This is a genomic window from Chitinimonas sp. BJB300 (assembly GCF_002735695.1).
Classification (GTDB): domain Bacteria; phylum Pseudomonadota; class Gammaproteobacteria; order Burkholderiales; family Chitinimonadaceae; genus Chitinimonas.
Window position 1 is genome coordinate 1 of the sequence record NZ_PDZH01000038.1, and the last position, 26,342, is coordinate 26,342.

Below are 26,342 nucleotides of genomic sequence, written 5' to 3' on the forward strand. Positions count from 1 at the left end.
TTGAATCATCGCCCAAGAAAGCGACATGGATATAAAACCCCCATCGAGGTATTTACCGAACGAACCGGGATGAATTACAGTCTTGCCAATGGATTTACCATCCAGTGATAAATAAAAATCCGTCAGGTTCGTTTTTAAATCCGCCTATTGAGCTGGCGATAAGGAACAGTCTAATAAAATATGTGACATCAGCCAGAAATAGTTTGCTTTGTGAGCAACGCACTTTCTCCAAACAATATTTGAAAATTAGAGTTTTTCAGTTCAGGAGTGATTTAATGAAATACGCCAATCGTGAATATGCTGTTGCAGGTGTCGTTGCAGGCATATTGTTGGCAGGTTGTTCATCTTTGCATACTACTGTGCTGCCGCGGGAAAACGGTCTTTACGAGCTGACAGCAACAGCATCGACCGCCAGAGAGGCGCTGGATGGTGCAATTAAGCAGGCAAATAAGACTTGTGATAATCAAGGTAAACGATTGATTGTCATTAATAATGACGACCAATCAAGTTCAGAACTTGAACAAACCGCCAAGAATGTGGCCAACAAATTGCTTAAAGCGGCGGGTAATGGAACATTCCGTTTTGATACAGATGTTGAAGGGAAAATATATATGCTGTTTAAATGTGAGTAGCAGATAGTCAGAGCATGAGCTAAATAAATTTGGCCTTTGTGTTACTTATTTAAGCAACACAAAGGCCAAATTGTTCTGCAATACAATCTTTATTGGGTTTTAGTGCTATCCGATTAAGGAGTCTCACTTCCAATAAAGCGGTAGGTAATAGCACCGAGCACAGCGCCAGCAATCGGCGCAACCCAGAATAACCAGAGTTGTTCAATCGCCCATCCACCGACAAAAAGCGCTACCCCTGTGCTGCGTGCGGGGTTGACTGAAGTATTGGTCACAGGAATGCTGATAAGGTGGATAAGGGTGAGTGCAAGGCCAATGGCGATGGGGGCGAACCCGGCTGGGGCGCGTTTATCGGTTGAACCGAGAATAACCAATAAGAAGAACATGGTCATGACTACTTCAGTGACCAACCCCGCTGCCATTGAATAGCCGCCCGGCGAATGGATATCGTAACCGTTTGAAGCAAAGCCCTTGGTAACGTCAAATCCTGCTGCACCACTGGCAATGAAATATAAAACGGCGCCTGCGGCAATAGCGCCCAAAACCTGCGCAATGATATAGGGGACGAGTTTGCTGGCAGGGAAGCGACCGCCTGCCCATAAGCCGATAGAGACGGCGGGATTCAGATGGCAGCCAGAAATATGGCCAATACCGTAAGCCATGGTGAGTACTGTCAGGCCGAAGGCCAGTGATACACCATGCAAGCCGATGCCTACATTTGGGAAGGCGGCGGCGAGTACTGCGCTGCCACACCCCCCAAGAACAAGCCAAAAAGTTCCAAGGAATTCAGCACCGTATTGCTTCATTTGCTTCTCCTGCGGGTGAGTGAGAATGGCTATGGGCAAATAATGACTAAAAAATAAGAGCGCCCAGAACGATGGTACAGAATTATAAAGCCTCAATTGAGGTGAGGTTGTCAACCCTCAGACAGCATTGAGACTTTTTTACACAATGCGGTGAACCTTCTTTAGGGAAAGGGGTACGAATGACAGGGACTTCATTCAATAATATTCGTCAAATAATTGGCGAACGCTTAATTCGTACGACCTGCTGTACTGCCCCGACGTTGAAGCAAAGTACCCTGGATTTTGCGCTACGGCTAAGCACGGTGTTGATGCTTTTTGTATTCAAATCAAGTTATACATCTAAATTTCGAATGACAAGTACGCTGCGCCTAAAGCATTTATTTGTTGTTTAGGCTGCTAGTTTCATTGGCAGGTGTAGTGTGGGGATGTTTGAAACTCCATCGCACCGGTGTTATGCATTGCTTGGGGTTGGCCCGCGGAGAAAGCACGGGCCTTTGCTTGCGTGGTGGATTGACCTAATGAGCTGATGCGGACACCATGACGCCGACCATTGCGCCATACACTTCGACCCATGCGGCTTTCACTGCCGGTGTAAAGTCATTGCCCAGCCCTTGCTCCAGCGTTTGGATTAGGGCGGCACCGACAGTTTGATAATGCGATGGCTTAACACCATACCCAGCATGGCGTTTTGCCAGCGCCTGAAGAATAGGAATCAGTGTTTCCTGGTTATTCAATTTGCTTACGGCTGCACCAATCATCTGCATCAGTTTTTGGCCTTGTTCCTCCATATTTCCTTTAAACATGGGTTTAAGGCTGGCATCTGCAGTAAAGAGATTCTCATAAAAAAGTGCGGCTGCCTGTGGTGCAATGGCCGCTACTTTCTTCCATGATTCCTGAGTCAGTTTTATGGTTTCTGCGTTCAATTTATATCTCCTCTTTATTTTCTAGCTTTATAAATCTACTAATCTAAAATTTATGACCAATTAAATAAGCAGATTGAGGTGCTTGCTTTTATTTGGCTAGATTGGCAGGTTTGATAAGGTTTTGCGTTATGCGATGCTAGTTAGGTTGTAGCACCTAATTGCACGAATTTACTATCGCAATGAGAAGTAACCGACTGCCGGATGGCGGCTTCAAAGAAGATTTGGAGCGGTGTTTATGAACGGAGCGTTGGTACGGGCTTTTTCGTGCTGTTATGGCTTTAAATCCATAGCAGCACGTCTCCTAATTCAAGGCTATTAATGGCTTGATGAAGATGGCAGCGAATAGGCAATAAGCCATTATTTGAACGGTGGCTTGGGATCGCTTTTGGTGCAAACCTTTTCGCCGGTGTCAGATCGTGTGAAGCAGATAGGTTTGTTGTCAGGCGAATGCTGTTTTTCCGCCGGAACATGCCGCTTTTTTGGCTTTAGATCAACGGGGTTTTCTGGCGAAATTTCGATCTTATAGCTTAACCGGTTTTTATTTCTTAGACACTCGTTGCGATCGTTCCACGTAAAACGGGTTTCACAGTTATTTGCATCGCGTAAACGCGAACATTTGTCGAGCGCTGGCCCCTGTAGGCCATTGCATGATGGGGAATAGGAAGAGGGCGTGGATGTTGCCTGCGCTTCTGCAAGGAAGACCAAAGGCATAGTTGCGAGGATGAATGTTTTTTGAAGCATTGTGTAACCAAACTTAGGCTGAGGTGAAAATTAGAATAGTTCAGGGTACTCAATACGCCGCACAGCGCAGTCATTTTGAGTCATGGCATTCTCCGGTGGTAAGCAAAGGCATCTATTTCAGGCTGGGCGCTTTATAGCGCTGGACTGGAAGTCTTTCAGGAAGTTCACTCGTGCAGTTGGGGGCATAGTTTGGCAAGGCAGGCCAGGCCTCCGCTGCATATCGCAAAGGCCAGGTCGTTTACTGCCAAGCCAGTATGTCTCGAATCTGTTGGGCGACGTCTGCGACAGATTGGCCATCGTTATGCACCACGGCATCTTCCAGTTTCAGGTTTTCTATCGTGGCGGTCATCGGTGCGCTTTCCCGTAGATGTTCGTCTAGCGTCTCGCCTGTATCGCGGCGTGTCAGTCGCGCTTCGACGGTTTGCAGTGAGGCATGCAGGCGAATTACGGTGAGAGGCGTCTGGAGAAAAGCCTGTCGCAAAGCCACTGGCAGCGTGTTATCCAATAGCCCTCGTGGCAGAACGAGGTATTCCACGCCAACCGCGCAGAAATTGGGCCAGATCGACAGCAGGTTTTGAAGGATGAGCTGGTCGTACTGGTGGTCAGGAAAGCTGTCACCCAGGTTTGCCCAGCATAGCCAATCGAGGTCGATGACGGCCGAGGCAACGCCTGTTTCTTCGAGTTGACGCCCTACTTCGGTGGCGACGGTGGTTTTGCCCGAACCGAGTGTACCGGTGAGAAGCAGAATGCCTTTAGGGTCTAGTTGCTGTTGCATGGTCTATTTATCGCAATGTGGTGATGTGAATGCCTCTCGGCTATCAATTCGAGATTTTGCTGTGCAGCCGTATAGGGGAATAGGTCGCTTGAAAGTCTGCTTGCGCCAAGGCAACAGGCAAATACCCAGAACCTGTTGCTTCGCATCGATGATACGGCGTTGAAAATACAGCTGGAATACGCATTATCCAGTGTACGCCGCCGCCTGGATTACATAAGAGGGTAAACAGATTCTTAGGTTGCTGTGCTACCCAATCGTTCTTCCAGATAGTCGAATGCGATGGTGAGCGCGTATTCGGTATCAAACGTGCCCCCGGCCAATGCGCCTCGCAGCCATAGCCCATCAATGAGGGCAGCAAGGCCGTGCGCGGCAGGGCGTGCTTTGTTTGTTGGCAATACGCGGCGGAAGTGAAAGCAGAGGTTTGAATACAGGCGGCGATTGTTGATGCGCTGTAGGCGTTGCAGGGCAGGGTGATGCATGCTGGTAGCCCAGAAGGCTAGCCAGGTCTGGATAGCGGGGCTATTTACCTGGCTTTCTGTGAAGTTGGCTTCGATGATGGCGCGCAGGTGTGCTTTTGCATCGGTGTTGTCCAGCAAAGCCCGCCGCTCGCGCAGTGCTTGGGTTAGCGACTGCATCAGGTAACGCATGGTGGCTTCCAGCAAGCCGTTTTTGTCCTGGAAATAGTGGCTGATGATGCCGTTGGACAACCCGGCCTGTCGGGCGATATAGGCTAGGCTGGCGTCGCCCAGCCCCACTTGGTGAATGGATTTCAGCGTGGCCTCAATCAGCTGCGAGCGACGGATCGGTTGCATTCCCACTTTGGGCATAACGCGTTTACCTGTCAGTACGAGCCTTCAAAGACGCTGGGCCGCAAGGCTTTAGCATCGTCGGCCCGATGGGGATTTCCCTTGGCTTTGGGAGCATAGCTGTAAATCTTCTATTTATTACGATAGGGCATTCTGTAAAGGCAGCTATATCTGGCAGCCCTTCGAGCATGTCTGCTTGCCCGGGGCGCGATCCTACAAGGCTTGTCATGAAAAATCATCCTCCAAGTAGGGCACAGGTTTAATCGGGGAGGCGCGAAACCTTTTCCGTTTTGCGCACTCAGGCAGATGAGTCCGAATCCTAGGCTTCCCTATTGCCACCTTGCTTGTTTCCTGCGTTTTGGCAGCGTGGTGGGCATGCTGCGGTTGGCCCGTGGCGGTGCCATTGTTTCCGCTATGCATTGAGCTATCACGAAATCAAATAGTCGGTAAGTCAGACGGCGAACGCATGTCCATTGAGGATGCGCATTAGGGACGAGGAATCCAGTCATACATCTTGCCGTGTCTGGTGGTTGTGGCTACCAGACATATCCCTTGCCTTCACCCAGGAAATGGACGAATGGCCGCAGCTTCATCGGCATTAGCGTGGCCCCGATAACAAACGTGGGGGTCTCACCCTCCCATGCGTCGTCTGGCCTGCAAGGTTGCCTGCGTTGCGCCCTTTTGCAACGAGTATCCGCAACGATTGCCTAAGGCAAGCACGCGGAATACAAGCAGTTGACCGACGTGGAAAAGTGAGCGGTGCCTGCGCTCAGGCTGCCGCCACTATTACGCCGATCAGGAAGCAAAATGCCAAGCAACAAAGTGGAATCGACAAACAGCACTATCAGCACTGTCGGTACGATAACGATTGATGAGCTGGGTAAGGTTCGTTCCTTCGACGCGGTTTCCGAGCGGATATTCGGTTATTCGAAATCCGATGTCGTCGGCAAGAATGTGTCGATGTTGATGCCCGAGCCCTATCACTCGGAACACGATGAATATCTGGCGCGTTTCGCCAAGGCTGGCGACCCCCGCGTTATTGGCAAGGGCCGGGAAGTTATTGGCAGGCGCCGCGATGGTAGCAACTTCCCTATCTGGCTTGCCGTCAATGAAGTTTGCTTGAGTGAAGAGCGTGTCTTTGTCGGCTCGGTGGTGGATCTGTCTGGGCAGAAGATGGTAGAAGCCAACCTCGCGTCCAGCCTGGAAACCACCCGCGCGATTCTGGATACGGCGGTGAACCCCATCATCACGATTGATGCGACAGGCTTTATCCGCTCGATCAACCCGGCTGCGGAAGTGCTGTTTGGCTATGACTGGCAGGAGGTGGTAGGGCAAAAAGTCAATGTGCTGATGCCCGAACCCTACCGTTCAAGCCACGATGGTTATATCAAGCGCTATCTGGAAGGCGGCGAACCGCGTGTGATTGGCAGTGGCAGGGAAGTGATTGGTCGGCGAAAAGACCAATCCACTTTTCCGATGCACCTCTCCGTGGGCCAGATGAAGGTGTCGGGTTCAGAGATGTTCGTCGGCATCATCGCTGACATCAGCAAGCTGAAAGCCGCCGAGGAAAGGCTGGCAGCCAGCCTGGAGACATCGCGGGCTATTCTTGATACCGCGGTCAACCCCATTATCACCATCAATGCATCCGGCATCGTGCAGTCGTTCAACTCGGCGGCAGAAGTCCTGTTTGGGTATGGCAGCGACGAAGTGGTGCACCAGAACGTCAATATACTGATGCCGAATCCGTATCATGCCGAGCACGATGGGTATCTTTCCCGTTACCTCAAGGAGGGAGAGCCAAGGGTGATTGGCCGGGGGCGCGAGGTGGAAGGGCGGAAGAAAGACGGTTTGACCTTCCCCATGCACTTGTCTGTTGGCGCTATGCGGGTGGCGGGCGAGCCGATGTTCGTCGGCATCATCGCTGATATCACCGAGTTGAAACGGGCGAAGGAAGATGCCGAGGCGGGGGCCAAGACCAAGGCGGCATTTGTGGCCAACATGAGTCACGAAATACGTACGCCGATGAACGCCATCATCGGTTTTGCCGAGTTCGTGCTACACGACCAAAGCCTTTCCTCCTCGGCCCATAAGTATGTGCAGACCATTCTGCGATCGGCAAATGCGTTGATGGGCATCATCAACGATGTGCTGGATGTATCCAAGCTCGAAAGCGGCAAGTTTTCATTGGAATCGGTCAGTTTCCACCTGCCCAATGCGCTAACCGATGCACTGACCACCATCGAACATCAGGCTGCCGAAAAAAACCTTCAAGTCCGTATCGATTACGACGCTACGTTGCCGATTCGTGTAACGGGCGACCCTGCCAGGTTGCGGCAGGTGATTTTGAACCTGGTGAGCAACGCCATCAAATTCACCGAGGGGGGCAGCATTACCCTTTCTGTTCGGCCCAGCAACCGGCCAGATATGGTGACGTTTGCCGTTACGGATACGGGCATCGGCATGACGCCCAAGCAAATCACCAATGTATTCGAGGCGTTTACACAAGCGGACGTCAGTACTACCCGGCGCTTTGGCGGCACTGGGCTGGGGACGACCATCTCAAAACAGATTGTGGAATTGATGGGCGGAAAGATTTGGATTGAGAGTGAGCTGGGCAAGGGGTCCTCTTTCTATTTCACCGCCTTGCTGCCCGAAGCCCCCCGCAAGGCTGAGTGCCTGTATGAAAACGGTTATGCGATGGTGGATGAATATGTGTCGCCTCGCCTGTTTCATGTCTTGCTGGCCGAGGATATCCACGCCAATGCAACCTTGGCGCTGCTTCGGTTGAAACGTCAGGGTCATGTGGTGGAATGGTACCCGGATGGCAAGAAAGCATTGGATGCATACCAGGCAGGTAACTTCGACCTGATACTCATGGACGTGATGATGCCGGAGAAAGATGGCTGGGCCGCGACGAGCAAGATCCGCGAGCTGGAAGCGGGCACCGGCCGGCATACGCCCATACTCGCCCTGACAGCCAGTGTGATGAATGAGGATTATCAACGGTGCCTGGCCGCCGGCATGGATGGCGTGGAAGTCAAACCTATCGACTTCAATTGCCTGTTTGCTTCAATGGAGCAGATTGTCCCCGCAGGCGTTGGTAAACCCAATGCCGCCCAAAAGTTCAGCCTGGAGATTCCCGTTGAGTTGGACTTTACGCCCATTGAAGGGATCGTCAACGTACGGCGTGCGCTCAATACCTGGGGCGGTGCGCTGCCTTATGCCAGGGCGCTGGCTTCCTTTACCGTACAGCATGGAAATGATGCAACGAAGATGAGGCGGCTGCTGATGGCATCGGATGACTTTGAGCAGGTGCGGGCCGCAGCGCATGCTCTGAAGGGTGTCGCGGGCAATTTGTTTATCGAAGGCGTGGCCGGCTTGGCGGCGGAAATCGATGCAGATATGAAAGCCGGCCAGCAGAGCACCGTCAAATCGAGGCTGGATGACTTGGAGCAAGCGCTTCGGGCCACCACTACTGCTATTGGCCAGCTTCGTATTCCTGATAGAGGCCCCGATGTGGCCTCTATTGCGGAATCGGGTACGAAGTCCACTGGCCAGTTGTTTGCAGCGTTGCTGCTGGCATTGGATGAGCTTAATCCCGATGTTGTCGAACCCATACTTGAAGAGCTTGCACGCTATGTCAGTTCGGCGGAACTCGCGCCAATTCAAAGGGAGTTAGAAGCTTTTCGTTTCGAAGCAGCGAAACAGGAAGCAACGGTGTTGGCTTGCAAGCTGGCCGCCCTTGAGGAGCAATAGCCATGCAAAAGAAAATCCTGGTGGTTGATGATGAACCCAACAATCTACAGTTGCTGCGGCAGATCCTGAAAGACCATTACCAACTGATTTTCGCATCCAGCGGCGATAAAGCCCTGGAGGCCGTCACCAGGCATCTACCCGACTTGGTGCTGCTGGATGTCGCTATGCCCAGCGTGGATGGTTATGAGGTATGCCGAAACATCAAATCCAACCGCCTTACTGAGAATATCCCGGTGATTTTCGTCACGGCCATGGCGGACGTAGAGGACGAATCGCTTGGTTTCGATGCCGGCGCGGTGGATTACATCCTGAAGCCGGTTTCTGCGCCGGTCGTATTACGCCGGGTACAGACCCATCTGTCGCTGGTGCGGGCAAAAGAGCTGGAAGAAAGCCAGCGCGAAGCTATCTACATGTTGGGGACCGCCGGGCTTTACAACGATTCTGATACCGGCGTCCATATCTGGCGCATGGCGGCCTATGCTCGTGCCCTGGCAAGCGCTGTGGGTTGGTCTGATGCCATGTCGGAGCGGATTGAATTTGCTGCAGCCATGCACGACGTGGGCAAGATCGGTATCCCCGACGCCATTCTGCAAGCGCCGCGCCAGTTGCAGAGCGCAGAATGGGAAACCATGAAGCGGCACCCCGAAATCGGCTACGAAATCCTGAGCAAGTGTCATTCACCGATTTTTGTATTGGCGGCTGAAATAGCGCGCTATCACCACGAAAAATGGAATGGCAGCGGATACCCGGCTGGGCTGAGAGGCACCGCCATTCCCGAGTCGGCCCGCATCGTCGCCTTGGTCGATGTGTTTGACGCCCTCACCATGAAGCGCCCCTACAAGAAAGCATGGAACATAGACGAAGCCATGCTGGAGATACACAATGGTTCCGGCGTCCATTTCGAACCGCGCTTGGTGCAGATCTTCGAAAGCCATCTCAGCGAAATTCTTGAACTGATGGAGATCTGGAACAAGAAGGAAATAACCGAGGCGGGTGCGAAGGCGCACTAGATGAACGAATGGAATGCGATGTCCGATGCCACGCGGTGATCAGCAGGCAGACCCAGGCGTTGCAAGGCGTTTTGGAGGCGATGTCGTGCGAGTTGGGGGATGGCACTGCCTCTGCCTGCGGCAAAGTGAGCGAAGTAATGACCAGGTTGATGGCGCACTTCGACTGCGACACTCGCATTGAAGGTGTGTTGACCCGCTATCAGTTCATGGCGGAGAAGCATTCAACGCCTGAATCCCGCTAAGAACCTCTCTAGGATCCTATTGCGCAGCCATGATTGAGCTCATGTGCTGCGCGAAAGCTTTATGTCCAAGCGTACCTCCCGGTTTCTGCGCTGCGCCTCACCCTGCTAAAGAACGCTTTTGTACAGGTTCTTAGGATCAGTCTTGCGTGCAAGAAAAAAACAAAATGAAGTAGCAGGCCGAACTTGTGTGCATCAGGCCTTTCTAATGTAAGGCCATGTTGCGCCTTGGTTTTTCTTAGAACCTGTCTAAAGTCTCGCGAGCTAAGGCAAGATAAGGCGAAAACAGCCGAGGAAGCGGAGTTTACAAGTGGTAAATGAGCATTGCGAGGGTGTTTTCAACGCCATATTGCCGATGCGCAGCAAGATCGTAAACAGGTTCTTAACCCCATGTGAGAATCGATCATGCAAATACTTAATGCTTTGGAAATAGATCATGTAGCTGGCGCGAGAACCTCCTTTGGCCCGCCCGTATGTTTGTCCACAAATGCTCTCCGGGAATTCATTGTGGATGTTCGCTCCAGAAGACTGTCCAGCGCACCAATGGACGCGGAACGATCGCAAATACGGCAGCAGGTACAGGGTGCAGAGATTGCTGCTTTGAAGAAAAGTATCTATCGACGCGGATGTATTAATTACCTATTTGAATAAAATAAGTCGCTGTCGGCGGTGGCAGGCGGGCCTAACTCATCGAGGTTGATTCTCCCGCTGAATAAAACGTACAGCACTAGACTTCGCGTCTTCTGTCTTTTTTACCGTCTAGCACTATAACGCGCGAGGTTTTAAACAGGTTCTGGGTGCATACCCGCTGTCGCTGGCGAAGAATACTCAGTCTGTCATTCAGCCTGCTGAACCTCCAAATGCTAAAGGGGACGGTGACTGAAAGTGGGGGGCATGACAAATGCAGCGCAAAAAAAAGCGCGCTCAAGGGCGCGCTTTAAATGGGTTTACATTTTACTGCTAGGGACAGGAAATATAGTTTGCCCTTTGTAGAATGCAAGGCATATCAAGCGCAGCCAGGCTCGTTTCTTCAATTGTGCTGTATAACTTTATGCCGACATCTTTTAAGCAACCGTGTAAACAAAGTCGGTGCGAATTACTTTGGCACCGGCTTTAAGTGGTTAGGAGAGTCGACTGTACCCAACCTTTATGTCTCGTGGTCCTTGTGAGACTCGCATCGAGGACAGGTTCTTGTCTCTAGTAGCCACGCTAACCAATCACCAAAGTTCTTATGTGTAATGGCGTACCCCCGGTGGGTCAATATTCAATCAGCGCGAACAATCCAGCCATTGTTGGAATAGAAGCCGGTCTTTAAATATTGCCCTGATGCTGGGTTGGGAATCGTTCTACAGTGCGGCCGCGGAATCAAGTGCGGCCTGTACAGTTGAACCTACACAGGTCCGCCTGACTGGAAGTGCTCGGTACCATAACATTGGTGTATAGGTGTAGAAATATCCTTCTTCTTCACATGGGCCAGCCGTACCGGCAAAGCCGGTGGGAATAAGAAACACACCTAATAAAAATGCAAGAAATAACCTGTTCATTGCTTACTCATCTATTTTTCAGATGGTATGGAAACAGTCTGCGTTAGGGCGCACGATAGAAATTGCGCCACATATTCTTTCGAGTGTTGAGTGAGATTAATACTTTGATTGCTGCTCGTCACTTTTGGCTGTGACTTGGTAGGAGAGAATGCTGGGGCTAAGGTCGCCAGTTATTTTTCTGTAAGCGCATCAAGCAGTAGTGATCTGGTGCGAACGATTTTGGGTTAAATGCGGGATACCTTGGCTTGTGGCAAGGCGCCAAAAGGATTATCCAATAGTGCCGGGCGCGCAGACTAATAGCTATTGACGGGCCTGTCAACTCGATTTGATTTTAAGTACGTGATGGCAGCGGAAGCGTATTAGCCACCGACAGGATAAATAAACATTCCGAAGAGTTTTTTAATGCCATATTACGGACGCGTAGCAGATTTTATACAGGCTCTTAAAACCTTATTCATATAGAGGTTTTTAATGTGCTTGGTTTTAACGCAATTACCTATGTTTTTGCATGATTTAAAAACCGCCTGAATCTTTTTAACGATTATGTTTTTACTCCAACCTGGGTTGTGCCCAGGCTGGAGTAACTGCAATAACGTTGGCAGTTGTTTCGTGGACTGTGGTTAAGCCGCTGCGAACTCAGGCAGGTTGCATGTCTTGTCGTTTTTAGCGACATAGTAGGACGCATCGCTGCGCGCCAAGGGCGTACGGCCGCGAATGCGATCGGCGAGTTTCTCGGCAATCATGATGGTGGTGGCGTTGAGGTTGCCCGTAATAATGCGCGGCATGATGGAGGCGTCGATTACCCTCAGCCCTTCCAACCCATGCACCCGGCCCTGACCGTCCACAACTGCCATGTGGTCCTCCCCCATCTTGCATGAGCAGGAGGGGTGGAAGGCGGTTTCGGCGTGGGCGCGGACAAAGGCGTCGAGCTGGTCGTCGGTCTTGAGGTAGGCGCCTGGGCTCAGTTCGCGGCCCCGATAGGGTTCGAGTGCAGCCTGCGACATGATTTCGCGGGTGATGCGGATGCCGTCGCGGAATTCCTGCCGGTCTTGTTCGGTCGACATGTAGTTGAACAAGATGCTGGGGTGTTGGCGTGGGTCACGCGACTTTATGTGGATGCGGCCACGGCTTGGCGAGCGCATGGAACCGACGTGTGCCTGGAAGCCGTGCTCTTTGACGGCATTGCTGCCGTTGTAGTTGATGGCGACCGGCAGGAAGTGGAACTGAATGTTCGGCCATTCGAATTCGTCACGCGTGCGGATAAACCCCCCTGCTTCAAACTGATTGCTGGCTCCAATGCCTTTGCCCAATAACAGCCACTGCGCGCCGATAGCGGGTTGATTCCACCATTGCAAAGCAGGGAAGAGGGAGATGGGTTCCTTGCAGGCGTATTGCAGGTACATCTCAAGGTGATCCTGCAGGTTTGCGCCAACGCCAGGGAGGTCGTGGACGATGGGGATTCCATATTCCCGCAGCAGCGGTGCGGAACCAACCCCTGAGCGTTGCAGGATTTGTGGTGAGGCGATTGCGCCGCCGCATAGCAATACTTCACGGCTGGCGTGCGCGATGACGGGTTTGTCGCTGTCGTCGATCAGGTAGGCCACACCGATGGCGCGTTTACCGCTGAACAGGATGCGATCGGTCAGGGCATAGGTGACGATGGTCAGGTTATCGCGATCACGTGCTTGGTCCAGATAGCCACGTGCGGTGCTGGAACGGCGGCCACCGGGGGTGACGGTGCGATCCATCGGGCCAAAGCCTTCTTGCCGGTAGCCGTTGAGGTCGTCTGTGCGGGCATAGCCGGCCTGTACGCCGGCTTCCACCATGGCATGGAACAGCGGATTGTTACCGGCCTTGGGCGTGGTGACGCTGGTGGGGCCATCGTCGCCGTGGTACTCGTTGCTGCCGATATCGCGGGTCTCGGCTTTGCGGAAGTAGGGCAGGCAGTCCAGATAGGTCCAGTCGGACAAGCCCGGGGCTTTCGCCCAGTGGTCGAAATCCAGTGCGTTGCCTCGGATGTAGCACATGCCGTTGATGAGCGATGAACCACCCAAACCCTTGCCACGGCCGCATTCCATACGCCGATAGTTCATGAAGGGTTCTGGGTCGGTTTCGTAGGCCCAGTTATAGCGCCGCCCCTGCAAGGGGTAGGCCAGGGCCGCCGGCATCTGGGTACGAAAGTCGAAACGGTAGTCGGGGCCACCGGCTTCCAATAACAGAACGGTAACGTCCGGGTCTTCTGTCAGGCGGGTAGCAAGCACGTTACCCGCCGAGCCTGCGCCAATGATGATGTAGTCGAATTCCATGTCTCTTCTCCGCGCGGTGATGGGGAGGGAGGGGCCCGTGTACAAGGCCTTCCTTCTTTATTTGGGGGAATCGCTTAGTTGACGCGGGGCCGATAGCTACACGGCCCGCTTAGCCATTGGGAACAACAAAGGTCTAGAAGACGGAAGCGAAATCACCCAGCTCGACCTGCACGGATTTAATACGCGTGTATTGGTTGAGCGTTGTCAGTCCGTTTTCCCGGCCCACACCCGATTGCTTGTAGCCGCCAACCGGCATTTCCGCCGGTGATTCGCCCCAGGTGTTGATCCAGCAAATGCCTGCTTCCATGCGGTGGATGATGCGGTGCGCACGGGCCAAGTCCTGCGTGACGACGCCCGCCGCTAAGCCGTAGTCGGTGTTGTTGGCGCGGGCAATGACTTCGTCCTCTGAGTCGTAGACCAGGATACTCATCACGGGGCCGAAGATTTCATCGCGTACGATGGCCATTTCGTCCGTACAGTTGGTGAACACAGTGGGCATGACATAAGCGCCATTGGCGAAGGGGGCTGCCGTGGGCCGTTCGCCACCGATCAGCAGCCGTGCACCTTGTTGCCGTCCTTGCTCGATATAGCTGAGGACCTTGTCCAAATGCGCAAAGCTTGAAAGCGGGCCAAAATTGGTGTCGGGATGTAGTGGGTCACCCATGCGGATTCGCCTGACGCGTTCAGCCACCTTGTCTTCGAACGGGGCTTGTAAAGGGCGCGCTATAAACACGCGCGTCCCGTTGGTGCAAACCTGCCCGACGCTGAAAAAGTTGGCCATGACGGCGATATCGGCCGCACGGTCGAGGATGGCGTCAGCACAGATAATGAGCGGGGATTTACCGCCCAATTCCATTGTGACTTCTTTCAGAGAAGAACTCGATGCGCTGGCCATGACTTTCTTGCCGGTGGCTGTCCCGCCGGTAAACGAGACCTTGGCGATGGCTGGGTGCTCGGTCAGCCATTGGCCGACTTCCGAACCGCGCCCATTGAGTACATTGAACACGCCATCGGGCAAGCCGGCTTCGGTATAGATTTCGGCCAGCTTCAGCGCGGAAAGCGGTGTGATTTCGCTGGGCTTGAAGATCATGGCATTACCGGCGGCCAGGGCTGGGGCCGATTTCCAAAGGGCAATCTGGATGGGGTAATTCCACGCGCCTATCCCCACAACAACACCGAGGGGTTCGCGCCGGGTATAGACAAAGCTGCTTTCGCGCAGGGGAATCTGTGTGCCTTCGATCGCGGGGATCAGTCCGGCGTAATACTCCAGTACATCGGCTCCGCTGAGGATGTCGACACTGCGGGTTTCAGACAGGGGTTTGCCGGTGTCCAGGGTTTCCAACTCGGCCAGTTCGTTGTTGCAATGACGCAGGATATCCACTGCACGACGTAAGACCCGAGACCGCTGCATGGCGCTCATGGCAGCCCATTTCTTCTGGCCTTCGGCGGCGCTGGCGACGGCTAGCTCCACGTCTTCCCTGGCGGCACTTTGTACGATTGCCAGCACTTCCCCGTTTGCCGGATTCAGCGTCTCAAATGTGGCGCCGCTGTGAGCATTGATGTAACGCCCATTCAGATAAAGTTGTTGTTCGGCGAAGCGAGGCATTCGGTGGTTTTCCTGTTGTCATCAGCACTGTCAGTACAGGCTACTTGGTTGATCTTGGCCTTCCCGCCAATTTGCTCACCCTATTGTATTTTTATTGAACACTCAAACAAAAAAACATGGACCCTGGCGTTGGTGAAATGTAGATTTCCTGGCGCAGGTTGGCGGAGCCGGGTGTGATGGCGTTTTGCCAATACAACAAAACAATGGCTTGCAGAGCATGGAGAGATGTTTGGATGACAACTGCTGCACTGATGGAAAAAACAACAAGGCGGGCTCAGCTGAACCCTGTGGTCTTTTGGGGCTCGACGGTACTGAGCCTGACCCTGACCTTATTGCTGATCCTCTTTCCCGATAACGCCGGTGCATGGCTGGCGAAAGCGCAGGGCCAATTGTCGCGGGGTTTTGGCTGGTACTACATGCTGGCGATCGGGATTTACCTGTTCTTTGTGGTTTATGTCGCCTTTTCGCGCTATGGCGAACTGCGGCTCGGGGCAGATCACGAGCGGCCCACCTTCAGCTTTGTTTCTTGGACGGGCATGCTGTTTTCATCGGGTATTGGTATTTCACTGCTCTATTTCGCAGCTTCCGAGCCGATAGACCACCTATTCAATCCCCCCGAGGGGCAACCCAATACCCAGCAGGTTGCGCGCCAGGCATTGCAACTCACCTTTCTGCATTGGGGCATGCATGGCTGGGCTATCTATGCGCTGGTGGGCTTGGCGGTGGGGTACTTTGCCTACCGCCATAACCAACCGTTGGCGTTACGCTCGGCGCTTTATCCGATTTTTGGCGAGCGCTTGATGAAAGGCGGCGTTGGCAATGCCGTAGATTGCTTCGGCATTTGCGTAACGCTATTGGGGCTGGTTACTAACCTCGGTATTGGCGCGCTGCAAGTGTATTCGGGCCTGAACTATTTGTTTGGTTGGACGAGCAGCCAGGGTGGGCTGCTGGCCGTGATCCTGGTAATGAGCCTTGTGGCGACCCTGGCTGCGGTATCGGGTATCGAGCGCGGTATCCGGCGGCTTTCCAATCTCAATATCGTGTTGTTCTGCTGCTTGCTGCTGTTTGTCCTCTTTTCGGGCAATACGCTGCATTTGCTTAATTGCCTCGTCCAGAATGTGGGTGACTACCTTAATGGGTTGGTGTTGAAGACCTTTGATCTGTACGTATACACCGGCCAATCAGGCAAGAGCGAAGCCTGGATGGGGCTGTGGACCTTGTTCTACTGGGCATGGTGGATTTCATGGGGCCCTTTTGTGGGCATGTTCATCGCCCGTATTTCCCGTGGTCGTACAGTGCGCGAACTGGTCTGCGGCGTGTTGTTGATCCCCCTGGGTTTCACTTTGGTGTGGCTATCGGTGTTCGGTAATAGCGCGTTGGACTTGGTGATGAATCAACAAGATGCAATGCTGGCAAAAGCAGCGCTGGAGCAGCCGGCCATGTCTATTTACCTGCTACTTGCGCATTATCCATTTTCGAAGATAGTCATCGGCTTGTCGATTTGTGTCGGCTTTGTACTGTTTGTTACGCCGGCGGATTCGGGTTCGGTGATGTTGGCCAACCTGTCGCGCAAGGGGCGCGAGCTGGATGAAGATGCGCCGAATTGGCTGCGTGTCTTCTGGTCTGTCGTGGTGACGGCAGTCACGATTGGCTTGCTGTTTGCCGGTAATTTCGCGGCTATGCAAACAGTGGTAGTGCTGGCCGGGTTGCCCTTCTCGGTAGTCCTGCTGCTCTATATCGTCTCGTTGCTCAAAGTAATGCGGGAGGACGTAGAGAAGATGAAACTACCGGTCCCTGTCGCGACATTGCTGCCTAGCGATAAACCCGTGATTGAGGGCAGTGGGGCGGGTTGATCGCGCCGTGGCTATCGATCGCGTAGTGCCCAGCCCAGGCTTAGCACTAAACGCCGGCTTTCGCAGCGGCTGATACTGTGGGTCATCTGATCGGGACGGAAGAAGAACAGACGCCGGCCTAGCGACCAGCAAGGCCGGCCCTGCACATCATGGCACACAAATTCGCCGCCGCGGGCTGGTTGCCATAGCACGAGGTTGATACGGTAATGGCAGCCATTGGCTACCTGGTCAATATGGGGCGGGATATGGCTGCCGGCAGGGTAGAAAATCAAATGCCCATCGAACCCAAGCAGCCGGCTACCTAGCCATGTTGGCCACTTCACATGCAGGAAGGTGAAGGTTTGGTAGCCGGTTTGCTGCCGACCGGCCCGGAATCCGATGGGCATGCCGGTCTTAGCTCGACAGCGAGGCCCGTTGTGCGGCGATGAGGTCGCGAATGCCGCCTTCCGCCAATTCGATCAGGGCGTTCATCTCACTGCGGCTGAAAGGCGCGCCTTCGGCAGTGCCCTGGAGTTCGACAAAACCCCCAGCTGCAGTCATCACCACGTTCATGTCGGTGTCGCAGTCGCTGTCTTCGATGTAGTCGAGATCAAGCACCGGCTGACTTTTGAAGATACCGACTGACACGGCTGCGACATGTTCGCGAATGGGATTGCTGGTGAGCTTTCCCGACGCGATCAGTTTGGTGATAGCGTCCTGTAATGCGACGAAAGCGCCGGTAATGCTGGCGCAACGGGTGCCGCCATCGGCCTGGATGACATCGCAATCGACACTGATCTGGCGTTCGCCCAGCGCTTTGAGGTCGACCACGGCACGCAGGCTGCGGCCGATAAGGCGTTGGATTTCCTGCGTACGGCCGCTTTGCTTGCCACTGGCTGCTTCGCGCTTCATACGGCTGTTGGTGGAACGCGGCAGCATGCCGTATTCGGCGGTTACCCAACCTTCGCCCTTGCCTTTGAGAAACGGTGGCACGCTTTCTTCGACCGAAGCAGTGCAAATCACCTTGGTGTCGCCCATTTCAATCAGTACCGATCCTTCGGCGTGGCGGGTGAAATTACGGGTGATGCGGACAGTGCGAAGCTGCTGTGGAGTACGGCCGGATGGGCGCATGGGTAGAGCCTTTCTACAATCAAGGCGCTGAGTATATCGCAGCCCTATTACTGAGCCTTTCTGTCGTTAGAACCTGTCTAAAGTCTCGCGAGCTAGGGCAAGATAAGGCGAAAACAGCCGAGGAAGTGGAGTTTACAAGTGGTAAATGAGCATTCCGAGGGTGTTTTCAACGCCATATTGCCGACGCACAGCAGACTTTAGACAGGAAGTTCATTTAGCGTGGCACGGGCGGGGGCTGGATAAAGCAAGTGGAGACTGTGTATCAGGACACTGTCAAATGAAAAACAAACACCGCACGAAGTGTTTCGCACGGTGTTGGTGGGTTTTGATTTCTCAGCGCGAGTATTTGTTAATGGCGTTCTGGATTTCCTCAATGGCGGCTTCGATGTCCGACTCGGTGATTTCCTTGCTGTCCTTGAGTGATTTGTCCGCGCTCAGGGTATTTAGGCGGGTTGTGACTTCGCCGTCGGACAATTGTTTGGTGGACAGACTGCCGTCGCTGCTCTGGTCGTCCTCATCATGCCAATTGATGCCGACACCAGTCAGGTTATCGCAATACTGACCCCCGCGAATTTCGGCCCGGTCGAGTAATTGCGGCAAGGCGTAAAGCACTGGGTAGCCTGACAGCATCTGTTCCAATTCTGCTTGGGTGACGCCGCCCCAAAGGCCATCAGTACAAAGTAGTATGGTGTCGCCGTCAAGCAACGGTATCTTTCCCCCGACTTCCACTTCGGGTGGAAACATCGAGCCCAGGCAGTTGTAGATTTTGTTCTTTTCAGGATGTTGTTCAGCATCAGCGGCAGACAGCCGGCCCAAATCCACCAGCTGTTGTACCTTGGAATGGTCGCGCGTGCGCACTATGGCTTGGCTGTTGCGGATCAGATAGAGCCGGGAATCACCGACATGGGCCCAGTACAACATGCCATCCTGGATGATGGCAGCGACCACGGTAGTGCGCGGCGTCTCCAGCAAGCTATGGTTGGCGGCATAATTGAAGATGGCGTCGTGACACTTCATGCAACCATCGGCCATGAACTGATGTGGGTTCTGGATAGTGGGCTTGGCTTTTTTCTGAAACAGTTCTGCCATCAACTCTACGGTTACCTGTGCAGCGACTTCACCATGCAAATGCCCGCCCATCCCATCTGCCACCACCATCAGCAATGAATCCCGGCTGTATGAATAGCACATGCGGTCTTGGTTGTACTGGCGTGCCCCCTGACGTGTTTCTTGGAATATGGTGAATTTCATTTTGGTTCTCCCTTGCCCTTTGCCGAGCCATCCTGCCGGCTAAATCGGGTCACGGTGCTCTTGATGCTGGCAAGCAGTCCTCCTTGCTTGACCAGCGGTTCGGTCCCGATATCAACCAGGATTTTTTGTACTTCGCGCACGCTTTGGGGTCGGGCAAGATGATCCAGCTCCAAACTCCAGTCCACCAGTTCCAGAAGCCGTGGTGAATACCGCCCCGCCCATGCTTTCTTGACGGATTGATAGCGGTCTTCTTTTACACGTTGATCCGCCGCTTGGGGCGCCATGCCGCACATGCAGGCGAAAAGTGTGGCGCCTACGCTGTAGATATCACTCCACGGACCGAGATTTTCACGGTCGGAGTATTGTTCGGGCGAAGCGAAACCTGGTGTGTACATGGGGGTGAATTTGCTCAGCGCGGTTTGATTCAACGCTTCCCGTGCGGAGCCGAAGTCGAGTAGTACGGGGCTGCCATCGCGGCGAATATAAAGATTGGCAGGCTTGATATCGAGGTGCAGCATCTTCTTCAAATGCACTTCGCGCAGACCGTTCATAAGGTGGGCAAATACGTAAAGGATCATATTTTCCTTTACCCCGCCATCTGTTAGTTGGATTTCCTTCTGCAGGGTTCGGCCGCGCTCGTATTCCATCACCATGTAGACTGTGTCATTGGCGCGGAAGAAGTTGATCACACGTACCACATTCGGGTGGCGGATCTGCGCCAGGGTCTTTCCCTCCTCGAAGAAGCATTTCATGCCATGCCGGAACAAGGCCAGATTTTCGGCCGAGGTGGCAAGCACCTTTTCCCCCTCGCTGCGGAGGGCAATGGCGTTGGGTAGGTATTCCTTGATGGCAACCGGTTGGTCGTGTTCATCGTGCGCCAGGTAGACAATAGAAAATCCGCCCGCCGACAATTGTTTGACGATGGTGTAGTTGAGCAGCTGATAGCCGCGCTCTAGCGGCAGATTACTGGGTGGTGGCATCAGGGCATGCTTGGTCGCTGTGGTAGAATCCGGGCCACTTTGATCCGGTGTTTTTGTATCAATTCGCTGCTTATGCAGCGAATTGTGGTTTTGCCCCGCCACAAAGTCAAAGCGGGCGCGCATCTCATTCGGTTTTGTCGATGTCCGTTTGCTGGTTGCACAAGCCCCGGATTGGCGTAAACAATGGCATTGTTGGCTTGGTCCGGTTTGCTTTTAATGATAGGCCAACCTGCTAATCTGTGCGGTGCCTGTGTGTTGAGCGGATACCGCTGCACTAGAGTGACGGGGCAGCACGATGTTTTCCATTTGCATCTGGGCCTATGCCGGAAACGTGTAATCTGGCGAATCCATTGTCAACAGAACCTGAATTTGGAGTTCCGCATGATCCTAAGTATGACAGGCTATGCCATTGCCACCAGGGAGCTCGCGGGCGGCCTGCTGAGTGTCGAGTTGCGCGCAGTTAACCATCGTTTCCTCGATCTTAGTCTGCGCCTGCCAGAAGAGTTACGTCTGATTGAGAATCAGCTGCGCGAGAAGCTGGCCGGTAGGGTATCGCGCGGCAAGCTGGATTGTCGGATTGGTTTTTCGGCCCGTGCCGAAACCCAGCCCCGGCTGCAGTTGAATACAGAATTGATGGCGCAGTTGGTGGCTCTGTCAGAACAAGCGTGTGCCATAGCGCCAAGCGCAGGTGAGTTGCGAATGGGCGAACTTTTACGCTGGCCTGGTGTGTTGGTGACCGACTCGGTTACACCCGAGGCTATGCAGCAGACCGCATTGGCCTTGTTGGAGCTGGCACTGGTTGACTTTGCCGCTACCCGTGGGCGCGAAGGCGAGAAGCTCGCTGCGTCAATGATCGAGCGCGCCAATATAATGGCCGCCATCGTTGAGGAAGTGCAGCCACGCCTACCTGCCATTGTTGCTGCTTATGACGAGAAGCTTAAGCAGCGTCTGATTGAAGCGCTCGGTAGTGCCGATGATGATCGCGTTCGTCAGGAAGTTGCGCTGTTCGCACAGAAAGTCGACGTAGCTGAAGAGTTGACACGGCTGACGACCCATATCGCCGAGTTGCGCCGTATCCTGAAAACCGGTGGTGCGGTGGGCAAACGACTAGACTTCTTAATGCAGGAGCTGCATCGCGAGGCCAACACACTGGGTTCCAAGTCGGTGGCGGTCGATACCAGCCAGGCATCCTTGGAGTTGAAAGTGCTAATCGAGCAGATGCGCGAGCAGGTACAGAATATCGAATAAGTACTGAAGCGCACAGCAATATACACAAGGCCGGTACGTGGGTGTTCGTGTACTGGCGGCCTTTCAAGTGGTTTTGCTTGATGGAACTTTGTTGGGCCCCTTTCGTTGCTGTTCAGCAGATGGCTGTGGCAGAGGGGGGATTGTGTTACGCTGCCACGAAGCCGTTCGAATCAATGAGATACTGCAAATGAGCAAAGGCAAGCTTTTAATCCTTGCTGGCCCCTCCGGCGCCGGCAAGGCCACCCTGGTTCACGCGCTGCTGGCTGCCGATTCCAAGGTCCAGCTGTCCATTTCCTTCACCACTCGCGCGCCGCGCGAAGGTGAGCAAAATGGTCGTGAATACCACTTCGTCAATCGCGAAGAATTCCTCGCCATGGTTAACCGGGGCGAATTTCTTGAGCATGCCGAAGTGCATGGCAATCTGTATGGCACTTCGCAGAAGTGGATTACCGATGCCATGGCGCGTGGTCAAGACATCTTGCTGGAGATCGATGTACAAGGCGCACAACAAGTGCGCCGAGTATTCGATGCCTCAGTCGGCATATTTGTGCTGCCGCCAAGCGCTGAAATACTGGAGCGCCGCTTGCGTAACCGTGGCACCGATAACGAAGAGGCAATCATCAAGCGTTTAGCGAATGCCCGTGAGGAAATTGCGCATGTAGGCGAGTTCGACTACGTGATTGTCAACGAGCATATTGATGAAGCAGTTCGCGACATCATCGGCGTGGTGCGTGCAGAGCGTTTACGTTATGTGTCGCAAGCCGAGCGGCATAGCGCCCTGATTACCAGCCTGCGCGGCTGAACGCGTATTATTTTCTGTGCCGGCAGCCATGCCGGCCATTTATCTGGAGTACTGAAATGGCCCGTATTACTGTTGAAGATTGTCTGGACCGTATCCCCAACCGTTTCGACTTGACCCTGGCTGCAGCTTACCGCGCCCGCCAACTGGCAAATGGTTCCACACCGCTGGTAGAGGGTGCTGGCCGTGATAAGCCGACGGTTCTCGCCTTGCGCGAAATGGCTGCAGGTAAGATCGGTTTGGAAATGTTGACCCGTACGCGCAGCTAACTACGAGCAGGTAGACAAAAAGCGGGCCCAGGCCCGCTTTTTGTTCCTTTGCAACCATGCTACATGCCGCCGAACTGCCCGTCCCTGAAGAGTACGCTACCCAAGTGGCGCAGGATGCCAACACGCTGCTGGCCAAGGTGGCCGGCTATCTGAAGCCTGAGGATTTGCCGCTGTTGGAGGCAGCTTTCAAGTTCAGCGCCGAATGCCACAAAACCCAGCTACGTAAGAGTGGTGAGCCCTACATCACCCACCCCCTGGCGGTGGCCGATATCCTGGCTGACCATCATCTGGACGCGCAAGCGCTGATGGCAGCGTTTCTGCACGACACCATGGAAGATACGGGTGTCACCAAGATTGAACTGACGGAACGATTCGGCAAGCCGATTGCTGACCTCGTCGATGGCCTGTCCAAGCTTGAAAAGTTGGAGTTCCAAAGCAAGGAAGAAGCCCAGGCGGAGAACTTCCGTAAGATGTTGATGGCGATGGCGCGTGATGTACGTGTCATTTTGGTGAAGCTGGCCGACCGTTTGCACAATATGCGCACGCTGAGCCACATGCGTGAGGACAAGCAAAAGCGCATTGCCGCCGAAACCTTGGAAATCTACGCGCCCATCGCCAACCGCATTGGCTTGCATGCCATCTACCAGGAGCTGGAAGACTGGAGTTTCAAGTACCTGCATCCCATGCGTTACGAAGTCTTGGGCAAGGCGCTGAAGTCTGCCCGGGGTAATCGGCGTGAGGTGGTCAGCAAGATACTTGATGCGATCAAGCATAAGCTCGGGGAGGTCAATGTAGAAGCAACGGTCTATGGCCGCGAGAAGCATCTGGCCAGCATCTACAAGAAGATGCAGGAGAAGCATCTGAGCTTCTCAGAGGTGCTGGATATCTACGGTTTTCGAGTTATCGTCAAAGATGTGTCAACCTGTTACTTGGCGCTGGGTACCTTGCATGGCTTGTACAAACCGCGCCCAGGTACGTTCAAGGATTACATCGCGATTCCCAAGCCTAATGGTTATCAGAGCCTGCATACGGCACTCTCTGGCCCTTACGGCACGCCGATTGAAGTACAAATCCGCACGCACAATATGCACAAGGTGGCGCAGGCGGGGGTGGCTTCCCATTGGATGTATAAGTCCGGTGACGACGGTGTAAGCGATGTACAGCAGAAGACGCATCAGTGGTTGCAATCGCTGCTTGAAATCCAATCGATGTCGGGTGACTCGGTGGAGTTTCTTGAGCACATCAAGGTTGATCTGTTCCCCGGCGAAGTTTATGTCTTCACCCCAAAAGGCAAGATATTGACGTTGCCGCAGGGGGCCAGCGCCGTTGATTTCGCTTATGCCGTACATTCGGATATCGGCAACCGCTGTATTGCGGTGCGTATCAATTACGATTTAATGCCGTTGCGTACGACGTTAAAGACGGGCGATCAAGTCGAGATCATTACCGCGATCACCGCACGGCCTAATCCCAGTTGGTTGAATTTCGTCATGACCGGCAAGGCGCGCTCACATATCCGGCACTTCCTCAAAACCATGCGTTATGAAGAAGCGGTAACCCTGGGGGAGCGTATGCTGAATCAGTCGGTGCGTGCATTGATGAATCAGGCAACGGAATTACCAGCTGAAGCGTGGGACCGATATCTGAAGGAAAATGCACCATCTCGGCGGGATGAAGTCTTGGCGGATATCGGCCTGGGCAAGCGCTTGGGTGTCGTGGTGGGACAGCGGTTGTTGACCCTGGCCGGATTATTGTTGGAAGGAGAAGCCAACAGCGGCCCGATTCTGATCCGGGGCACAGAAGGCGTCACGGTGCAATTCTCCCGTTGCTGCAACCCGATTCCTGGCGACCCGATTATTGGTCTGATCAAACAAGGCCAGGGCTTGGCTATTCATACCCATGACTGCCCGCAGGTGGTCGGCCGCAACAGCAAGTTCGATCCAGACAAGCTGCTGGAAGTCGAATGGGATGTGCCCATCGGCAAGCTATTTGATGTGCAGATCAAGGTATTGGCCATGAATGAACGTGGCGCATTAGCGGAAATCGCCGCCTCTATTTCAGACGCCGCGGCCAATATCGAGAATGTGCGCATGGACAAAGATGGCGATGGCGGTGATCGTTACACGGAAATCAGCTTCACCGTCCAGGTGGAGAATCGCCAGCATCTCGCCCGCGTCATGCAAGCATTGCGTAGTCTGGAGCGTGTGGTTCGCATTCATCGGCTCAAAGGCATCAACAGCCATTCTTGATTAAAATCGCAACCTGCTTCAGCCATTTTCTATCTGCACCATCGTGATCGACATCCAAATCAATGGCGTAAGCCATCAGCTACCTGCCGCGTTAACCCTGACTGCGTTAATCGAGCATTTGGGCCATAGTGGCCGGCGTATCGCCATAGAACGCAATGGCGAAATCGTGCCCAAGGGCTTGCACAGCGAAACCCTGTTGCAAGGGGGTGACCGCCTGGAAATCGTGGTTGCGGTGGGTGGCGGATAATCATTTGATCGTGCACGGCACGCTCTAGCCCGAGTTGTTGCCAAGACATGTTATCGGAACGTCTTCCGACCTCTTTTAGGACTCCCCTCATGCAAAGCGGTATGCCTCTTTCCATTGCGGGCCGTGAATATGGCTCGCGCTTGCTCGTCGGCACCGGGAAGTACAAGGATTTTGCCGAGACCCGCGCCGCGATCGATGCATCCGGCGCTGAAATCGTCACCGTCGCTATCCGCCGCGTCAATATCGGCCAGGATGCGAATACGCCCAACCTGCTTGAGCATGTGCCGCCCAGCCGGTTTACCTATCTGCCTAATACGGCAGGCTGTTACAGCGCCGATGATGCGGTGCGTACACTGCGTTTGGCACGGGAACTGCTTGATGGGCACAAGTTGGTCAAGCTGGAAGTATTGGGCGATCCGCACACGCTGTTTCCCAATGTGCTGGAAACGCTGAAGGCTGCCCAGACCCTGGTCAAAGAGGGTTTTGATGTGATGGTCTATACCTCGGATGACCCGATCATCGCCAAGCAACTGGAAGAGGTTGGTTGCTGTGCCATTATGCCTCTGGCGAGTCTGATCGGCTCGGGCATGGGCATTCTCAATCCTTGGAATCTCAAGCTCATTATTGAACAGTCCCATGTGCCGGTGATTGTTGACGCTGGCGTTGGTACTGCATCGGATGCCGCAATTGCCATGGAGCTCGGTTGCGATGGCGTGCTCATGAATACGGCGATTGCTACAGCACAAGACCCGGTGCTGATGGCAAGCGCCATGAAGAAAGGCGTTGAGGCGGGGCGTGAAGCTTTCCTCGCCGGGAGGATGCCTCGCAAGTTTTATTCAGGTAGCCCTAGTTCACCAACGACAGGGATGGTGGCGTAATTATGGTTACTGCTTTGTGTTTGCTGGCGTGTGCAACACTTGAAGAATCGCTGGGCTGCCCCAGTGGTCTTGGCATTGCTCTGCGCTGCGTGAGCTTTGATGGATGGTAGCCTGTTGAGTGCTGTCGTTGTTGCGCCAGTTTGATGACAGCATCTTTATCTGGCTAGTTGTACTCGCGATGGGTGCAGTGCTTGGTGCTGCGTTGATTGGCTTTGCGTGGGGTCTGGTTGAACCTGCGGGACTGGCTGAGTCTGTTCAAGACGTGCCGTTATAGCCCCTTGGCCAGGGATCATTGAATTTGATGTAGGCATCAGTGT

General features: G+C 53.8%; 22 protein-coding genes. 12 read left to right on the forward strand and 10 right to left on the reverse strand.

Going from position 1 to position 26,342, the window contains the following annotated elements:
- Positions 1-275: 275 nt before the first annotated feature.
- A complete protein-coding gene (locus CSQ89_RS08480) occupies positions 276-632 on the forward strand; it encodes a hypothetical protein (RefSeq protein WP_099405736.1) in 357 nt (118 codons plus the stop codon).
- 113 nt (positions 633-745) lie between these two features.
- On the opposite strand, the gene aqpZ is transcribed toward CSQ89_RS08480, so the two are convergent.
- The 4 genes from aqpZ to betI all read right to left on the reverse strand — a co-directional run bounded on the left by aqpZ (position 746) and on the right by betI (position 4,701).
- On the reverse strand, positions 746-1,435 hold the full coding sequence (aqpZ, locus tag CSQ89_RS08485; RefSeq protein ID WP_099405737.1) for an aquaporin Z: 690 nt from the start codon (positions 1,433-1,435) through the stop codon (positions 746-748).
- A 515-nt stretch (positions 1,436-1,950) separates the two neighbouring features.
- A complete protein-coding gene (locus CSQ89_RS08490; protein ID WP_099405738.1) occupies positions 1,951-2,358 on the reverse strand; it encodes a globin family protein in 408 nt (135 codons plus the stop codon).
- A 979-nt stretch (positions 2,359-3,337) separates the two neighbouring features.
- Complete coding sequence (locus tag CSQ89_RS08495; protein ID WP_099405739.1) at positions 3,338-3,874, reverse strand: adenylyl-sulfate kinase; 537 nt, start codon at positions 3,872-3,874, stop codon at positions 3,338-3,340.
- A gap of 233 nt (positions 3,875-4,107) precedes the next feature.
- Complete coding sequence (gene betI / locus CSQ89_RS08500) at positions 4,108-4,701, reverse strand: transcriptional regulator BetI (protein ID WP_099405740.1); 594 nt, start codon at positions 4,699-4,701, stop codon at positions 4,108-4,110.
- Positions 4,702-5,487: 786 nt separating this feature from the next.
- On the opposite strand from betI, the gene CSQ89_RS08505 reads away from it, so the two are divergent.
- From CSQ89_RS08505 to CSQ89_RS08515, 3 genes are read left to right on the forward strand one after another with little or no spacing between them, the layout of a single operon-like run.
- Positions 5,488-8,436 (forward strand): PAS domain S-box protein, encoded by a 2,949-nt coding sequence (locus CSQ89_RS08505; protein WP_099405741.1) that lies wholly within the window; start codon positions 5,488-5,490, stop codon positions 8,434-8,436.
- A gap of 2 nt (positions 8,437-8,438) precedes the next feature.
- A complete protein-coding gene (locus CSQ89_RS08510; protein ID WP_099405742.1) occupies positions 8,439-9,446 on the forward strand; it encodes a response regulator in 1,008 nt (335 codons plus the stop codon).
- 8 nt (positions 9,447-9,454) lie between these two features.
- The gene (locus tag CSQ89_RS08515; protein ID WP_099405743.1) at positions 9,455-9,688 is read left to right on the forward strand and encodes a hypothetical protein; all 234 of its coding nucleotides are present in this window, start codon (positions 9,455-9,457) and stop codon (positions 9,686-9,688) included.
- A gap of 2,161 nt (positions 9,689-11,849) precedes the next feature.
- Here the strand turns inward: CSQ89_RS08515 and betA are convergent.
- Both betA and betB read right to left on the reverse strand, forming a co-directional pair.
- On the reverse strand, positions 11,850-13,535 hold the full coding sequence (gene betA, locus CSQ89_RS08520) for a choline dehydrogenase (RefSeq protein WP_099405744.1): 1,686 nt from the start codon (positions 13,533-13,535) through the stop codon (positions 11,850-11,852).
- A gap of 133 nt (positions 13,536-13,668) precedes the next feature.
- Positions 13,669-15,141 carry a betaine-aldehyde dehydrogenase gene (betB, locus tag CSQ89_RS08525; protein ID WP_099405745.1) on the reverse strand — a complete coding sequence of 491 codons (1,473 nt, stop codon included), beginning with the start codon at positions 15,139-15,141 and terminating at the stop codon, positions 13,669-13,671.
- A 233-nt stretch (positions 15,142-15,374) separates the two neighbouring features.
- Between betB and CSQ89_RS08530 the strand changes: the two genes are divergently transcribed.
- Positions 15,375-16,994, forward strand: a complete 1,620-nt coding sequence (locus CSQ89_RS08530; protein ID WP_186293325.1) for a BCCT family transporter — start codon at positions 15,375-15,377, stop codon at positions 16,992-16,994.
- A gap of 11 nt (positions 16,995-17,005) precedes the next feature.
- On the opposite strand, the gene CSQ89_RS08535 is transcribed toward CSQ89_RS08530, so the two are convergent.
- The 4 genes from CSQ89_RS08535 to CSQ89_RS08550 form a co-directional block, all read right to left on the reverse strand.
- Complete coding sequence (locus CSQ89_RS08535; RefSeq protein ID WP_099405746.1) at positions 17,006-17,380, reverse strand: hypothetical protein; 375 nt, start codon at positions 17,378-17,380, stop codon at positions 17,006-17,008.
- A 7-nt stretch (positions 17,381-17,387) separates the two neighbouring features.
- A complete protein-coding gene (gene rph, locus CSQ89_RS08540) occupies positions 17,388-18,104 on the reverse strand; it encodes a ribonuclease PH (RefSeq protein WP_099405747.1) in 717 nt (238 codons plus the stop codon).
- 333 nt (positions 18,105-18,437) lie between these two features.
- Positions 18,438-19,355, reverse strand: a complete 918-nt coding sequence (locus CSQ89_RS08545; RefSeq protein WP_099405748.1) for a PP2C family protein-serine/threonine phosphatase — start codon at positions 19,353-19,355, stop codon at positions 18,438-18,440.
- Complete coding sequence (locus CSQ89_RS08550) at positions 19,352-20,458, reverse strand: serine/threonine protein kinase (RefSeq protein WP_233203018.1); 1,107 nt, start codon at positions 20,456-20,458, stop codon at positions 19,352-19,354. Before CSQ89_RS08550 ends, CSQ89_RS08545 begins: the two co-directional genes overlap by 4 nt.
- A 258-nt stretch (positions 20,459-20,716) precedes the next feature.
- Between CSQ89_RS08550 and CSQ89_RS08555 the strand changes: the two genes are divergently transcribed.
- From CSQ89_RS08555 to CSQ89_RS22425, 7 genes are all read left to right on the forward strand, one after another.
- On the forward strand, positions 20,717-21,583 hold the full coding sequence (locus CSQ89_RS08555; protein ID WP_099405749.1) for a YicC/YloC family endoribonuclease: 867 nt from the start codon (positions 20,717-20,719) through the stop codon (positions 21,581-21,583).
- A gap of 187 nt (positions 21,584-21,770) precedes the next feature.
- On the forward strand, positions 21,771-22,385 hold the full coding sequence (gene gmk / locus CSQ89_RS08560; protein WP_099405750.1) for a guanylate kinase: 615 nt from the start codon (positions 21,771-21,773) through the stop codon (positions 22,383-22,385).
- Between the two features lie 56 nt (positions 22,386-22,441).
- On the forward strand, positions 22,442-22,651 hold the full coding sequence (rpoZ, locus tag CSQ89_RS08565; protein ID WP_099405751.1) for a DNA-directed RNA polymerase subunit omega: 210 nt from the start codon (positions 22,442-22,444) through the stop codon (positions 22,649-22,651).
- A 56-nt stretch (positions 22,652-22,707) separates the two neighbouring features.
- Positions 22,708-24,900: a RelA/SpoT family protein gene (locus tag CSQ89_RS08570; protein ID WP_099405752.1), complete on the forward strand. Its 2,193-nt coding sequence runs from the start codon at positions 22,708-22,710 to the stop codon at positions 24,898-24,900.
- A 43-nt stretch (positions 24,901-24,943) separates the two neighbouring features.
- Positions 24,944-25,147, forward strand: a complete 204-nt coding sequence (thiS, locus tag CSQ89_RS08575) for a sulfur carrier protein ThiS (RefSeq protein WP_308418132.1) — start codon at positions 24,944-24,946, stop codon at positions 25,145-25,147.
- 101 nt (positions 25,148-25,248) lie between these two features.
- Positions 25,249-26,025 carry a thiazole synthase gene (locus tag CSQ89_RS08580; RefSeq protein WP_099405753.1) on the forward strand — a complete coding sequence of 259 codons (777 nt, stop codon included), beginning with the start codon at positions 25,249-25,251 and terminating at the stop codon, positions 26,023-26,025.
- A gap of 118 nt (positions 26,026-26,143) precedes the next feature.
- The gene (locus tag CSQ89_RS22425) at positions 26,144-26,299 is read left to right on the forward strand and encodes a hypothetical protein (RefSeq protein ID WP_158228944.1); all 156 of its coding nucleotides are present in this window, start codon (positions 26,144-26,146) and stop codon (positions 26,297-26,299) included.
- Positions 26,300-26,342 lie beyond the last annotated feature (43 nt).

What these genes read in the sequence shown, in the direction of transcription:
- CSQ89_RS08480 (WP_099405736.1), top strand. Translation starts at nt 276, where the DNA reads ATGAAATACGCCAATCGTGAATATGCTGTTGCAGGTGTCGTTGCAGGC.
- aqpZ (WP_099405737.1), bottom strand. Translation starts at nt 1,435, where the DNA reads ATGAAGCAATACGGTGCTGAATTCCTTGGAACTTTTTGGCTTGTTCTT.
- CSQ89_RS08495 (WP_099405739.1), bottom strand. Translation starts at nt 3,874, where the DNA reads ATGCAACAGCAACTAGACCCTAAAGGCATTCTGCTTCTCACCGGTACA.
- betI (WP_099405740.1), bottom strand. Translation starts at nt 4,701, where the DNA reads ATGCCCAAAGTGGGAATGCAACCGATCCGTCGCTCGCAGCTGATTGAG.
- CSQ89_RS08505 (WP_099405741.1), top strand. Translation starts at nt 5,488, where the DNA reads ATGCCAAGCAACAAAGTGGAATCGACAAACAGCACTATCAGCACTGTC.
- CSQ89_RS08510 (WP_099405742.1), top strand. Translation starts at nt 8,439, where the DNA reads ATGCAAAAGAAAATCCTGGTGGTTGATGATGAACCCAACAATCTACAG.
- CSQ89_RS08515 (WP_099405743.1), top strand. Translation starts at nt 9,455, where the DNA reads ATGGAATGCGATGTCCGATGCCACGCGGTGATCAGCAGGCAGACCCAG.
- betA (WP_099405744.1), bottom strand. Translation starts at nt 13,535, where the DNA reads ATGGAATTCGACTACATCATCATTGGCGCAGGCTCGGCGGGTAACGTG.
- betB (WP_099405745.1), bottom strand. Translation starts at nt 15,141, where the DNA reads ATGCCTCGCTTCGCCGAACAACAACTTTATCTGAATGGGCGTTACATC.
- CSQ89_RS08530 (WP_186293325.1), top strand. Translation starts at nt 15,375, where the DNA reads ATGACAACTGCTGCACTGATGGAAAAAACAACAAGGCGGGCTCAGCTG.
- CSQ89_RS08535 (WP_099405746.1), bottom strand. Translation starts at nt 17,380, where the DNA reads ATGCCCATCGGATTCCGGGCCGGTCGGCAGCAAACCGGCTACCAAACC.
- rph (WP_099405747.1), bottom strand. Translation starts at nt 18,104, where the DNA reads ATGCGCCCATCCGGCCGTACTCCACAGCAGCTTCGCACTGTCCGCATC.
- CSQ89_RS08545 (WP_099405748.1), bottom strand. Translation starts at nt 19,355, where the DNA reads ATGAAATTCACCATATTCCAAGAAACACGTCAGGGGGCACGCCAGTAC.
- CSQ89_RS08550 (WP_233203018.1), bottom strand. Translation starts at nt 20,458, where the DNA reads ATGCGCGCCCGCTTTGACTTTGTGGCGGGGCAAAACCACAATTCGCTG.
- CSQ89_RS08555 (WP_099405749.1), top strand. Translation starts at nt 20,717, where the DNA reads ATGATCCTAAGTATGACAGGCTATGCCATTGCCACCAGGGAGCTCGCG.
- gmk (WP_099405750.1), top strand. Translation starts at nt 21,771, where the DNA reads ATGAGCAAAGGCAAGCTTTTAATCCTTGCTGGCCCCTCCGGCGCCGGC.
- rpoZ (WP_099405751.1), top strand. Translation starts at nt 22,442, where the DNA reads ATGGCCCGTATTACTGTTGAAGATTGTCTGGACCGTATCCCCAACCGT.
- CSQ89_RS08570 (WP_099405752.1), top strand. Translation starts at nt 22,708, where the DNA reads ATGCTACATGCCGCCGAACTGCCCGTCCCTGAAGAGTACGCTACCCAA.
- CSQ89_RS08580 (WP_099405753.1), top strand. Translation starts at nt 25,249, where the DNA reads ATGCCTCTTTCCATTGCGGGCCGTGAATATGGCTCGCGCTTGCTCGTC.